This window comes from Streptomyces sp. NPDC001744 (genome assembly GCF_042892575.1).
Lineage (GTDB): Bacteria > Actinomycetota > Actinomycetes > Streptomycetales > Streptomycetaceae > Streptomyces.
In genome coordinates, this window is sequence record NZ_JBIAUG010000020.1 from 147,680 (window position 1) to 159,371 (window position 11,692).

The window sequence follows — 11,692 nt, forward strand, 5'->3', positions numbered from 1 at the left end:
CACGGGAATCTCCATGAATCGGGGGAGGAGGCGGCTTAGGTGAGGCGGGCCAGCACGGTGCGGCCGTGGGTCTTGAGGGCGAGATCGTCCTGCTTGTGTCCACGCACCAGGGCGGTGACGGCCTCGATCGCGCCGAAGGACTCCAACAGCCGCTGCTCGGTGTCGTTCAGCGGCTGTCCGTATCCGGCGAAGAACGCCGTTCGGAGGTTCGGAACAGCCTGCCAGCGGCGGAACTCGAGCCGGGCGAAGTCGCGAATGCGGGCGTCGCGGCGCATGTGCTCGAAGTCGCACAGCCCGAAAGCGTCGCCGAGGAGCCAGTTCCGCGGCTGGTAGTCGAGGTGGCATACGGCGCTGTCCATGAGCGTGTTCGCCAGGACGTCCGCGTTGCGGTTCAGGCGATGGCGTTCGACCTTGGAGATGAGGTCGGCCCGGTCTGCGCGGGCGATCCAGCCGCGCAGCCGCTGGGCGAGTTCGGTGCCGACGGCGCCGGTACGCGGCACCGCAGTGGAGTGGTGCAGCTTGCCCAGCACGCGTCCGGCCTCGTAGTGGGCCTGCTCCTCCTCGGGTGACCCCGGTGTGACTGTGTCCGCCCGTACGCCGGGGACAGCGGTGAGAAGCAGGGTGCATGTTGCGTCCTGTCGGCCGACCACGTGGGGGACGTGGCCGATCAGGTGGGTCCCCCAGGCGAGATAGGCGTGCAGCTCGCGGGCGTACCGGTCGCGCTCGCTGTGCTGCTTGGCGAAGAACTCGTTGCCGTCGGCGTTGACCAGGCGCAGGACGCGGGGCGGGAGAGCCGGATCGTGCACGACACGGACCGCTCCGAGCGCGCCTCGGGCCAGCTTCAGGCGCGGATCGTCGTAGATCGTGATCACGAGGCGGCCTCCTGCGATAAGGCGACCAGGTGCTCGGTGTCGTTGTGGCGGTCGAGCATCCACCTTCTCTGTCCGAGGCGGTTGAGGTGGTGCTGCCAGCGGGTGATGGAGCCGTGGGAGACCGTGAATCCGGCCGAAGAGCCGGGCGGGATCCCCAGGAGCTGGGTGTGCGCGGCGATCACGGTCTCGCCGTGCGCGGCGAACAGGACGCGTTCGCCTTCGTGCTGCTCAATGAGTTCCTGCAGGAAGCGGCCGGCGCGTTCCAGGTATCCGTTCCAGGTGTCGGATCCGGCTGCCCAGGGTTTGTCGGGATGAGCGTGCGGCCCGCCGTCGGCGGCGGTCTTCACCTCGGTCCAGGGCAGACCGTCGGCGGCGCCGTGGACGGGACCGTCGAGGCGGCCGTCGGTGGACATGCGGATTCGGAGAGCCTGGCTGATGATCTCGGCGGTCTGGCGCAGGCGGATGCGCGGGCCTGCGTACAGCGCGTCGAAGGGCTTGTCGCGGTGCTCGGCGGCCAGTCGGAACGCGACCCGTTCGACCTGGTCGTATCCGCGGTTGGTCAGCCCAGTGCAAGTGCGTGGGCCGCCGACCAGGCCGTCGACGTTGCACTGGGCCTCGCCGTGGCGGACGAAGACGAGTTCGGTGGTGATCATGCGGATCCTTGGGTGCGCGGTCGGGGCGGCCAGCTGTAGCGGTAGCCGTTGCGCCCGGCGTATGGAGCGGTCAGGACGGCGTGCAGGGAGAGGAAGTCGTCGAGCCGCTCGCGATCCGTGGTGGCGAGTCGGGGGTCGTGGCGCTCGGCTGCCTCGTTGTAGGCGCGCAGGGCGGAGTCGATGGCAGGGGCCGGCAGATGCCCGTGCGTCAGGGCAAGCGTCGCGATCAGCTTCGCTAGGTCGTACCCCATCGGCGCCAGCGTGAGGTCGTCGGTGTCGACCGTGTAGACGTCGCCGGCCTCGGTGATGATGAAGTTCCGGGGGTTGCTGTCCTTGTAGAAGGCGGTCGGCCCCTCGGCGGTCTTCTCCAACAGGGTCAGCATCGCGTGGAGGGCGCCCCGGTCCGCCAGGTACCCCTGCTCCAGTCTTCTTCGGAGCGCGGTCTGGCGAGGACCGAGGTAGTCGCCGAACGCGATGCCATCCCGGAAACGGTGCGGCGTGTTCAGAGAGGCTGGCTGGAGGTCCGTGGTCCAGGCGGCTCCGTGGGCGTCGCCCAACAGCGCGGCCAGGGCCAGCAGATCCTCGGGCTGGGCGGGGCGGCCGTCGATCCACTCGTACGTCAGGCTCGTCGGCCCGACGACCGTCAGCGCCGGCAGCCGCAGGGGCCGAGCGTGCTCGGCGAGCCAAGCGTGATGGCGGGCTGCCGACGCCACCCGTTCAGGAGCCCCGTAGCGCTTGGTGAAATACCGGAGCATCATTGCCGTCCTTCCTTCGACTGGGCCACGACGAAGGTGACGACGGACTTGGTGGTGAGGGGCCGGTCCGGCAGGAGCTCGTGCAGGGTCGCCGCGAGCGCGTCGGCGTTGCCGTAGAGGCCGGGGGCGAGGTCGTACTTCGGGTTGGTGGCGAGGTACTCGGCGACGTGGTCGTGGCCGTCGAAGGTGAAGCTGTGTTCCTCGTGCTCCACGGCGAGTACGTCGAGCGACACGGCGGCCAGGTCGGCGAGGTTGCCGCTGTGCGCCGAGACGTAGAGGCTCTCGTGTTGTTCGGCTCGCGGGTCGAGGCCGGCGGCGGCCACCAGCTGGTCGATCTCCCGGTAGCTGTCGAGGCTCTTCGTGACGAGCACGGCCAGACCGCTGGGAGCGAGTGCCCGGCCGATCTCTGCGACCACAGCCTGCGGGCGCGGCGAGTGGTAGAGGCAGAACGCGGCGACGACGACATCGCACGACCCGGCGGACATGGGGAGACGGTGGAAGTCGCCCTGGTGGAAGATCACCGAGAGACCGTGCAGTTGCCGGGCTCGCAGGCGAGCTTGCTCAAGTAGGGCCGGCGCGGCGTCGAGGCCGATGACGCGCCGGGGGCGGAGTTCCTTGGTGAGGGTCAGGCTGCTCGTTCCGCGACCGCAGCCGAGGTCCAGGACCAATCCGAGGTGATCCGGTCGCTCGTGGTGGTCGCGGACCAGCGCGACGATGGTGTCCGGTACAGGGCGCCCGGAGGTCTTCGCCCGCATCAGGGCGCTGGACCGGTCGGCCAGCCGAGAGGCGTGGCCGTACAGCTCCGCCTGCCGCGCGGGGTCCAGGAAGGGGTTGGTGCCGCTCATGCCGCACCCTCCCCTTGGGGGAGCGGTGCGCTCAGCGGTGCTCGACGGCGACCTTCCGCAGCCAGCGGCGCGTCTGACGCCGGCTGGACAGCAGCATCACGTCGGCACGGCCAGACGCGAACTCGCCGATCTTGGCCATGACCCGCGGGCGCATCCTGCGGCGGTACGTCGCCACGTACTTGATCACGCCCCAGTGGATGCGGTTGTGCACCCCGTTGCCCTTGTGTCCGGCCCCGTGCCGGATCTGCCGGGAGAGCATCCCGTACAGCGCGGCCACGGTTGAGACGTCCATCAGGACCACCGTGTCGCAGGCTTCGAGCCGGATCTGCAGCGTCGAGTTGTAGTTCCCGTCGATCACCCACCTCGGCTGCGCGACCAGCTCCCGCTGCAGATCGGCGAACTTCTCCATGGGCAGCTCGTTCCACTCGTCGTCGTAGAACGCGGCGTCCAGGTGCGTCACCGGGGCGTCGAGGATCCTGCCCAGCTCCCGCGCCAGGTACGACTTGCCGCTGCCTCCGCAGCCGACGATGGCGACCTTCTTCATGGTGCTCCAGCGTAGAGGTGCTCGGGTGCCCGGTCGGACCGGCCGCCTGGGCACGTTCGGATGATCCAGATGCGGCGGCCTGGCTGCTTAGCTGCATCAGGCTGCTCCGCGTTCCAGCGCGACGACGGGGCCGACGGCCGTGTCTAGGACTGCTTCCAGCGTGTCGACCTGTCGGCTCAGGCGGAACAGGTCCAGGCGGTCCAGGCAGGTCGCGATCAGGTCCGCGTGCTGCTGGGTGCCGGCGATCCGCTGGAGGTGGCTCAGCTGCTCGATCACCTCGCCACCAGAGCGGACGATCAGCTCCTCGGGTACGAAGCGGTCGGCGTGCGCGATGTCCGCAGGAGCGAGCGGGAGGCAGCCGGCGAGCACGGCCTCGAAGATCCGCTGCGTCATCTGCCCGACGGCGGCGTACCGCTCCGGCAACATAAGCACGGTCGCCAGAGATCTGCCGTACACGCCGTGGACCGCCTCGAAGGGCAGCCTGCCGAGGAACCGGACATGGGGCCAGCGGCCGGCCCTGGTCCACTTGCCTCCGACGAGGTGGTCGAAGCGTGCGGCGGCCGGTGCGAAGAAGCGGTCGAAGTGCTCGTCGCGGTCGTACTGGTTGCCGAGGTATCCGAGGGCGAGGTCCCGGGGCTGCTTGGCGAGCGCGACCGGGTCCGCCTCGTCGAGCAGGCGGTCGTCGACGGGGAAGAGCAGGCGGTGAGCCCCAGGCGTCGGTTCGAGAGCGGCCTCGCAGACGGTGGCATGGGGGACGCGCCGCCACACGCTTTCCGCTCGGAGCTTGCGGTCCTTGTCCCAGATCACGGTCGGCGTCTTCCTGCGCACGGTGTACCGGGTGATCAGTTCGGCCTGACGGTGCAGGTCGCACGTGTGGCCTTGGGCGTCGCACGGGGTGGTGTTGCGTCCGTCGATCGCCCAGCGCCACTCCAGGAACAGGGCGTCGATGTCCGGGCTGCCGCTGTGGAAGGTGTAGGCGTTGCCCAGGTCGTCGAGGGCCTCGATCAGGTCGCGGTTGGCCTGGAGGAAGACGATCTCGTGGCCGCGGTCGAGGAGAGTGTCGATCAAGGGGCGGCGGTGGCTGCGCCCCCCCGTCCGGGGTGTCCGTGATCCCGCTGCCAAGGAAGCCCCAGAAGCTGTACCCGATCTTCATTTGGTGATCCACCGCCCCTCCAGCAGGAGGGCGTCCAGTCCCGAGTTGGCCAGGCAGTCGAGCGCCATCGCGGGTGTTCCGCAGATCGGTTTGCCCTTCACGTTGAGCGAGGTGTTGATCAGCACTGGCACGCCCGTGTGCCGGGCGAAGGCGCTGAGGACCTCGTGCATGAACGGGTTCTGTGGGCGCGTGACGGTCTGCAGGCGGGAGGTGCCGTTGGCGTGCACGATGGCCGGCACCAGCTCGCGCGCCTTGTCGGTCACACCGGACGCCATCGACATGTATGGCGCCTCCTGGCCGAGGGTGAAGAACTCCGAAGCCCGCTCAGCCAGCACCATGGGGGCGAAGGGACGGAACGGCTCCCGGAACTTCACCGTGGCGTTCAGCCGCTCGACGACGCCCGGCTCTCGAGGAGAGGCCAGGATCGAACGGTTGCCCAGGGCGCGGGGCCCGGCCTCGACGCGGCCCTGGAAGAGCCCGACGATCAAACCGTTGGCGAGCTGCTCGGCGAGGAACTCGGCGGCCTCGCTGCCCAGCGCCTTCTCCTGGAGGCCGGGCCACGAAGTGAGGTCGAGGACCGTTCCCTCGAAGGACGGGCCGAGGTAGCACGCCCGGGTGACGCCAGACAGGGGCTGTCGGGCGTGGCCATCGTGGTGTACGGCGATGGCCGCACCGATCGCGGTGCCGGCGTCTCCCGGGGCGGGCGGCACGAAGACCTCGTCGAACACACCGGCCTCGATGATGCGGCCGATGCTCACGCAGTTCGTGGCGACGCCGCCTCCGACGCACAGGCGGCGGGAGCCGGTGACGGTCCGCGCTCGGCGGGCCAGGTGCAGCATCACCTGCTCGGTGCGCTCCTGGAGGGCCGCCGCCAGGTCCCGATGGACGTCGCACAGCGGTTCGCTCGGGTGGCGCTCGGGGCACGTCGCGTCGATGAACCGCCGGGCTGTCCTCGGGTAGCCCGAAGTAAGGACCCGCGGAGGAAAGTAGAGCGGGTCGACGACGAAGCCGGTGGGAGTGAGGCGGACGGCTCGGACAAAGAGTTCCCGGAATCGCCCGGGGTCACCGAGCGCGGCGAGCGCCATCACGGTGCCTTCCTCGTCACCGCGACGCCATCCCAGGTGCTCGGTCACCGCGCCGTACACATACCCGAGGGAGGCGGGATCGTTGATCGCCTCCAGGGTGCGGGTGCGTGGTCGGAGTGCGTCGTGCCCGTGGGCGATGGTCGTGGTCTGCCGCTCCCCGAGGCTGTCGACGACGAGCACAGCGGACTCGTTCCACCCGGAGACGGCGAAGGCGGCCAGCTGGTGGGCTCGGTGGTGCAGGACGGGGGTGACGCGTGCGGCGGGGAACCGCCGGCCGATGTCGCGAACCCGGATCCGGGTCCGCAACGCCACCTTGGCGAAGCCCCGGGCCCGCGGCACCGCCCGGTCGCGTGTGGTCGGTGACAGCGCCAGACGCAGCGCGGCCGGGGATTCGAGCAGGTAGCGAGCGGGTTGGAAGTTGTAGGCCACGGCGTCGACGTCGGTGGCGGAAAGCCCCGCCTCGCCGAGCAGCCACTCGACGGCGTGGCGCGGGTAGTCCTTGGTGTGCTTCTTCTGCGACAGCCGCTCCTCCTCGACGAACCCCACGAGCTGCCCGTCGACGAGCAGTGCGGCGGCGGAGTCGTGGGTGTACGAGCACAGGCCGAGAATGATCGAGGGCGCCTGCTCCACGGCCGCAGTCACCGCGTACCGGCCGAGGCATGCGCGGACGAGGTCCTGGTACGACGGTTCAGCTCGTCGTACCAGGCGGTCATGGCCTGGCCGAGCGGCCCGTCGATCTTGCCGGCCAGGTCAGTCGCCTGCTCCCGCTGGTCGCCCTTCCAGAGCTGGTAGTTGCGCAGGGTCTCGGACATGGTGTCCCAGCCGGCGTGCCCGGTCACGTCCCGCCCCCTGACCTGATGGAGGAGGTCGTCGAAGCCCTCCCACGACGTGGTGAGGTCCGGCATATCGGAGCTCGCGACGATCGAGGTCAACTCCTCAGCCTGGTCGAGGTGGTTCTCGTAGATGTGCAGGGACCCGACGTGGTGGTGGAAGTCGCCTAGCTCGGCGCCGATCCACCCGGCCACCAGCTCGTGCAGGACCGTGTAGAAGAACAAGTCGTACGGCATGCCGATCCACACGTCCTGACCGCGCATCGTCGTCGACATGTGCAGGCGCCCGGCACGCAGGTAGAAACGGAAGCCCAGCGTGCAGGGCACGTCCTTGTGGCCGGCAGCGTCCCGGGCCGGGTCGTAGAGCTGGATCAGAGCCCGGCGGGAATCCGGGTCCTGCTTGAGGATCTCCACGACGCGGGCCAGCTGGTCCACCGTGCCCGCCCACTTCCGCATCCGCGGGCCGTAGGCACCGCGCAGGACTCCGTCGTCGGCGTACTGCCGGAGCTTCGCGTTGTAGTCGAAGATCCACGGCTCGTCCGAGCCGGAGAGGATCCAGACGGTCTCGGCCACCGCGAACGCGGGATTGAGGATCCTGGTCGGCGGCGCGTACAGCAGGCGGGCCCGCGGACGGGTGAGCCGCATGTGGACGTCGAGGACCTCACGCGTGGCCATGCCGCGCGGGCTGACGCTCTCGCCGGACTTGGCCAGGGCGGCGGCACCGACGAAGAGCTCGGCGATGCTGTCGGCGGTCAGGGATGTCATCGGGCGGAGACTCCTTCGTTTCGGAGGTGTTCGAGCTGAGTGCCGGATGCGCGGCTGACGATGAGTCGCGCGACCAGGGCGGCGCTGTCGCCGCCCCAGCGGCACACCGCGTCGGTCGAGGCGGGTCCGGCAGCCTTGAGCGGCATGAGGGGTGCGGAGAGCGCGTCGGCGACGTCCCCGGCGGTGGTGCAGCGTCGCGCGAGGCCGTGAGCGGCGAGCCCGAGCGTGTGTTCGTTGGCGGTGCCGATCTCCAGGACCGGCACGCCCAGGAGGGCGGCCTCGATGCCGCACGTCGAATAGGCGCTCGCGACGACGTCGGCGCCGGCGAGACAACCCCGCGCCCCTACCTGCGGATCGGCGAGGGCCACGAGGGGCCTTCCGTCCCGCTGCATGAGTGAGGCGAAGACTTCGGGGCTCTGTGCCGGGTGCGGGGCGATGACCAGTCCCCATTCGCCCTCGGCCTTCCACAGCCCGTCCAGGAGGAGGTCGGCGTGGGCCTTGAGCCGGACGGGACCGAAGGGCTGGCAGGCCCAGACCATGATCCGGTCCGGGCTCCGCCCGGATCCGGGGACCAGCAGCTTCTCCAGGTACTGCCTCTGGGCTTCCCGCCCGAGGCCGGCGAGGATGTCGAAGCGGGGCTGCCCCAGCACGTGGACCTCGGCCTGCGGGCGCCGCGCCCACGCCTTGGCGAGCGGGGCATCGCGATCGCCCATGACGACGATGTCCCTGCTGTGCAGCGCGGGCCACGCGACCGACTCCGCAGTCCAGGCCCCGTGCTGCACATGGACCGTGTTCACGCCGTTGAGATCGGCCAGGTGGACGGCGAGCGCGCCGACGGGGCTGGTGTCGTTGCTGACGAGCAGCGTGCGTGGGCGAGACGCCTGCAGGACACCCCTCAGCCACGTCTCCAGACGGACCACGGAGCGCCAGGACGGCTGGGTGCATCCCCCGCTCGTCTCCAACAGGACGGCCAGGAGACGGACCAGACGCGAGAGCCGGACGACGTGTTCCTCCACCTGGACGACGTGCTCGTCGTCCCGCAGCTGCAGGCGCTCCACGGCTCCGGACAGAGCGAAGAGGCCAGGAGGAGGCGTAACGAGCCTGATGCCCTCGACGGCTGGGGTGTCGCAGCGTTGCGCCGGGTCCGTGGCGAGATCGACGAGGAGGCTCGTCCGGCCACTGCGTGCCAGGTCTTCGAGCACCGGAAGCAGAGTGGCCGCATGGCGGGACGACCACGAGAGCGCGACGACGCCGGTGCGTGGCAGCGCCGACGGGACAGGGCTCGGCACCCGGGTGTCGACGCGCACCGGCTGCAGGTTGCTCAGCTGCGCGGTACGGAACGGGTTGTACAAGGCGGTTGCCCCAAGCAGATACGCGATGCCGGACCACGTGACGGTGTAGGCGCGGTACTCCCGGGAACTGCTCTCGCGAAGCCCGACGAGTCCCTCGTGCGGAGCGATCTTCAGTGGGCCGGGCGCATTCCTGAACGGTTCCCAGGCGCTGAGGGCCATCAGCTTGCGTACGACGTGAGCCACCAGGCGACGGACCGGTACGTGCTGCACGTACAGCCACCCGGCCCCGCCCGGCGTCGTCCTGAGATACGCCCCGTACCACTGGAGTGCGTCCATGACACGCTCGACGAGCGCTTCGTGCTCCTGCGCATCCAGAGGCAGAGCCTCCAGCTCGCTGGCCGTGATCCGGTCGGATGCCAGAGTCGCGAACGCGCCTTCACCGACCAGTGCCCACGCGGGCTGTCCGTTGATGTCGGCGCGCGTCAGACCGTGGACGTGGCGGGAGGGCGTGGTCACAGCAGGCTCCCTTCGAGGAAGGGTCCCGGGGAGAGGAGCCTCAGCAGGTCCTTCGGGGACTCGGCGACCACGGGGGAGGGGGCATCCGGGCAGCCGTACCCCCAGCCGGCGTGGACGTACGGGACTCCGGCGCGGCGGGCGGCTTCCTGGTCGACCGCCATGTCGCCCACGTACACGGCGTCGGCGGGATCGACACCCAGGTCGGTCAGGGCGAGCAGGACCGGGTCCGGCGCGGGCTTGCCGCGACCACTTCCGTTCGGCGTGCGCACCGTGGAGAACGGGCAGCCGAGGTTGGTCAGGAGCGGGGCCGCCCGCTCCAGGGGCTTGGACGTGACGATGCCGAGAAGCCAGCCGGCGGCGACGAAGGCGTGCAGGACCTCAGCGGCGCCGTCGAACTCGCGGGCGAGGTGAGTCGCCGCGATCGACGCCGCTTCGTACGTGCGGTGAAGCCGCTCGGACTCGGTGAGTCCGAGCCGTTCCACGATGTCGGCAAAAGGCCGGCCGAGGTGGCGCTCGTACTCCTCGAAAGGTACGTCGAGACCGTGCTCGGTCAGGACTTGATGCCATGCGCGCTCCATAACCGGGCGGGTGTCGAGGAGTACGCCGTCGAGGTCGAGGAACAGCGCGTTCGGAGGTAAAGGCGAAGGCGGGAGCAGGGTGGACATGAGGTATCTCCGGTGAACGGGATCAGGGGGCGATGGAGCTCTCGGGACGCTTCACGAAGGCGATCACCCGCTTGCCGCTGCCGTCCTGCTTGGGACAGGCGGTCCAGGCGTCGGCCACGGCGGATACGAGGAACAGGCCGCGTCCGCCAGTCGCGAAGGGGGAGGCGACCCGCGGGACGGGGGGCTCGGGGGAGTTGTCCTCCACCTCGATCCCCACGACGTCCGCCTGGAAGGCGAGCGTCAGCGTGATCTCGTCAAGGTTCCTGTCCGCCGCACTCGGCCAGTTGTCAGGTTCGGCAGGCCGGCGACCGTGCTGCTCGGCGTTCGTCGTGAGCTCGCTGACGATCAGCACGATTTCGTCCAGGAGGTCTTCGACTCCCCAGGCAATCAGGGCCGCGCGGGTGAAGGAGCGGGCGCGACTCGGCGCCAGCTCGTCAGCGGGCAGCGTGAGACTCGTCCGATGCTCGGGGGCGTCGATCACGCTGCCCAGGTTTCCGATTCGTTCCATGATCGCCTTCTCACAGGTCGTACCTCAGCCCTTGAGGGAAGCGCCCGGTTGTTGCGTCGCAGCGCGCGAACCAGCCGCCCGCTTCTCCGCAATGAGCGAATGAGGGCCTCGGCATGCGTCGTTCGGATACGGTGTGATCAGCTCGTACCGACGATGAAAACGGCCGGGCGGCCTCGCCGGGAGACTTCGCATGGGGCCCCGTGCGCTGGCCCCTCTGGCCCCATCCAGCTGCAGGCGGAGCCGTCGGAAGTACCCGCAAGGCGGGCAGGAGTTCACGAGGGGGAGGCATGGGGCAGCAGCCGAGCGAGCTGACGCCGGACGCCGGCCCGTGGCACCGATGGGGCTACGAATTACGCCAGTTCCGGGAAGCTCGCGGCCTGTCGCAGCAGGCACTCGCCCGCAAGGCCCTGATCGACCGCTCTCATCTGGGGCGGTTTGAACGTGCCGAACGCCCCGTCCCCCGCCAAGCCGCAGTTGCGCTCGACGAGGCCCTCGACGCTGCAGGGGCGTTGGCCCGCCTCTGGGACTGGGCCGAGGGCGCACAGCCCCAGGTGCGTCCCGCCCCCGTGTCCAGAACCGTGACACAGGTCCATGGGGCCAATGCACGGAGCCATGGGGCCAGCGCCCCAGAGGTCCTGGCCTTCGGCGCGTTCGGGCAGGCAGGCTCAGTCGACGACGAGACGGACACGGTCGTCGTCCCGGCCCGAATCCACGGAAGGATCCTCTTCGTGCCCGTTCCTCGTCGTGTCGTTCTCGCTTCTGGGCTCGCCGGCCTTGCCGCAACCGCGCTCCCGGCCCCGACAGTGGCGACCGCGGCCGAGGTCGCCGACATGGGATCCCCCGTCGAGCACTTCGCACGCCTTCGCCGCGTGATGATCCAAGCCGACAACCTCATCGGGCCCCGGCACGTGCTGCCCGCGCTGGAGCAGCAGCTTGTCGCGCTTGCCGCTCGGCGTCGGGCAGCCCGTGGTGCTGACGCGGCCGACCTTCTGGCCCTGGAGACGCGGTACGAGGAGCTGGCCGGCTGGTTCGCCCAGGACATCGGTGACGATCGCGCTGCGTACGGCCATACGGCGAAGGCGCTCGACGCCTCCCATATCACTGGCGATTCCGACCTAGGGCCTGTCTGATGGGTCCGTAGAGTGACGTTGCTCGACTTCTAAGCTGTGGCCCTATGGAGAACCAGCTCACCCATGAGGCCAGTGCCCT

Annotated in this window: 12 protein-coding genes; 1 reads left to right on the top strand and 11 read right to left on the bottom strand. The window is 69.8% G+C overall.

Features of this window, described 5'->3' with window-relative positions:
* Positions 1-35: 35 nt before the first annotated feature.
* From ACFYZY_RS23275 to ACFYZY_RS23325, 11 genes are all read right to left on the bottom strand, one after another.
* Positions 36-872, bottom strand: a complete 837-nt coding sequence (locus tag ACFYZY_RS23275) for a phosphotransferase (RefSeq protein WP_388697263.1) — start codon at positions 870-872, stop codon at positions 36-38.
* Complete coding sequence (locus ACFYZY_RS23280; protein ID WP_388697266.1) at positions 869-1,525, bottom strand: histidine phosphatase family protein; 657 nt, start codon at positions 1,523-1,525, stop codon at positions 869-871. Before ACFYZY_RS23280 ends, ACFYZY_RS23275 begins: the two co-directional genes overlap by 4 nt.
* The gene (locus tag ACFYZY_RS23285) at positions 1,522-2,283 is read right to left on the bottom strand and encodes a phosphotransferase (RefSeq protein ID WP_388697268.1); all 762 of its coding nucleotides are present in this window, start codon (positions 2,281-2,283) and stop codon (positions 1,522-1,524) included. The genes ACFYZY_RS23280 and ACFYZY_RS23285 overlap by 4 nt, the downstream gene beginning before the upstream one ends.
* Entirely contained in the window at positions 2,280-3,125 is an 846-nt protein-coding gene (locus ACFYZY_RS23290) for a class I SAM-dependent methyltransferase (RefSeq protein ID WP_388697271.1), read from the bottom strand. Before ACFYZY_RS23290 ends, ACFYZY_RS23285 begins: the two co-directional genes overlap by 4 nt.
* Before the next feature lie 31 nt (positions 3,126-3,156).
* Positions 3,157-3,669 (bottom strand): topology modulation protein, encoded by a 513-nt coding sequence (locus ACFYZY_RS23295; RefSeq protein WP_388697274.1) that lies wholly within the window; start codon positions 3,667-3,669, stop codon positions 3,157-3,159.
* A gap of 96 nt (positions 3,670-3,765) precedes the next feature.
* Positions 3,766-4,737, bottom strand: a complete 972-nt coding sequence (locus tag ACFYZY_RS23300) for a hypothetical protein (RefSeq protein WP_388697276.1) — start codon at positions 4,735-4,737, stop codon at positions 3,766-3,768.
* An 81-nt stretch (positions 4,738-4,818) separates the two neighbouring features.
* Positions 4,819-6,537, bottom strand: coding sequence for a carbamoyltransferase (locus ACFYZY_RS23305; RefSeq protein WP_388697278.1), 1,719 nt, complete (start codon positions 6,535-6,537; stop codon positions 4,819-4,821).
* A gap of 8 nt (positions 6,538-6,545) precedes the next feature.
* The gene (locus ACFYZY_RS23310; protein WP_388697281.1) at positions 6,546-7,502 is read right to left on the bottom strand and encodes a thymidylate synthase; all 957 of its coding nucleotides are present in this window, start codon (positions 7,500-7,502) and stop codon (positions 6,546-6,548) included.
* Positions 7,499-9,310, bottom strand: coding sequence for a hypothetical protein (locus ACFYZY_RS23315; RefSeq protein ID WP_388697284.1), 1,812 nt, complete (start codon positions 9,308-9,310; stop codon positions 7,499-7,501). Before ACFYZY_RS23315 ends, ACFYZY_RS23310 begins: the two co-directional genes overlap by 4 nt.
* A complete protein-coding gene (locus ACFYZY_RS23320) occupies positions 9,307-9,975 on the bottom strand; it encodes an HAD family hydrolase (RefSeq protein WP_388697287.1) in 669 nt (222 codons plus the stop codon). Before ACFYZY_RS23320 ends, ACFYZY_RS23315 begins: the two co-directional genes overlap by 4 nt.
* Positions 9,976-9,997: 22 nt before the next feature.
* A complete protein-coding gene (locus ACFYZY_RS23325) occupies positions 9,998-10,483 on the bottom strand; it encodes an ATP-binding protein (RefSeq protein WP_388697289.1) in 486 nt (161 codons plus the stop codon).
* A 287-nt stretch (positions 10,484-10,770) separates the two neighbouring features.
* Here ACFYZY_RS23325 and ACFYZY_RS23330 point away from each other — a divergent pair, with 287 nt between their 5' ends.
* Entirely contained in the window at positions 10,771-11,613 is an 843-nt protein-coding gene (locus ACFYZY_RS23330; RefSeq protein ID WP_388697292.1) for a helix-turn-helix domain-containing protein, read from the top strand.
* The last annotated feature ends 79 nt before the right edge of the window (positions 11,614-11,692 follow it).

What these genes read in the sequence shown, in the direction of transcription:
- ACFYZY_RS23280 (WP_388697266.1), bottom strand. Translation starts at nt 1,525, where the DNA reads ATGATCACCACCGAACTCGTCTTCGTCCGCCACGGCGAGGCCCAGTGC.
- ACFYZY_RS23285 (WP_388697268.1), bottom strand. Translation starts at nt 2,283, where the DNA reads ATGATGCTCCGGTATTTCACCAAGCGCTACGGGGCTCCTGAACGGGTG.
- ACFYZY_RS23290 (WP_388697271.1), bottom strand. Translation starts at nt 3,125, where the DNA reads ATGAGCGGCACCAACCCCTTCCTGGACCCCGCGCGGCAGGCGGAGCTG.
- ACFYZY_RS23295 (WP_388697274.1), bottom strand. Translation starts at nt 3,669, where the DNA reads ATGAAGAAGGTCGCCATCGTCGGCTGCGGAGGCAGCGGCAAGTCGTAC.
- ACFYZY_RS23310 (WP_388697281.1), bottom strand. Translation starts at nt 7,502, where the DNA reads ATGACATCCCTGACCGCCGACAGCATCGCCGAGCTCTTCGTCGGTGCC.
- ACFYZY_RS23320 (WP_388697287.1), bottom strand. Translation starts at nt 9,975, where the DNA reads ATGTCCACCCTGCTCCCGCCTTCGCCTTTACCTCCGAACGCGCTGTTC.
- ACFYZY_RS23325 (WP_388697289.1), bottom strand. Translation starts at nt 10,483, where the DNA reads ATGGAACGAATCGGAAACCTGGGCAGCGTGATCGACGCCCCCGAGCAT.
- ACFYZY_RS23330 (WP_388697292.1), top strand. Translation starts at nt 10,771, where the DNA reads ATGGGGCAGCAGCCGAGCGAGCTGACGCCGGACGCCGGCCCGTGGCAC.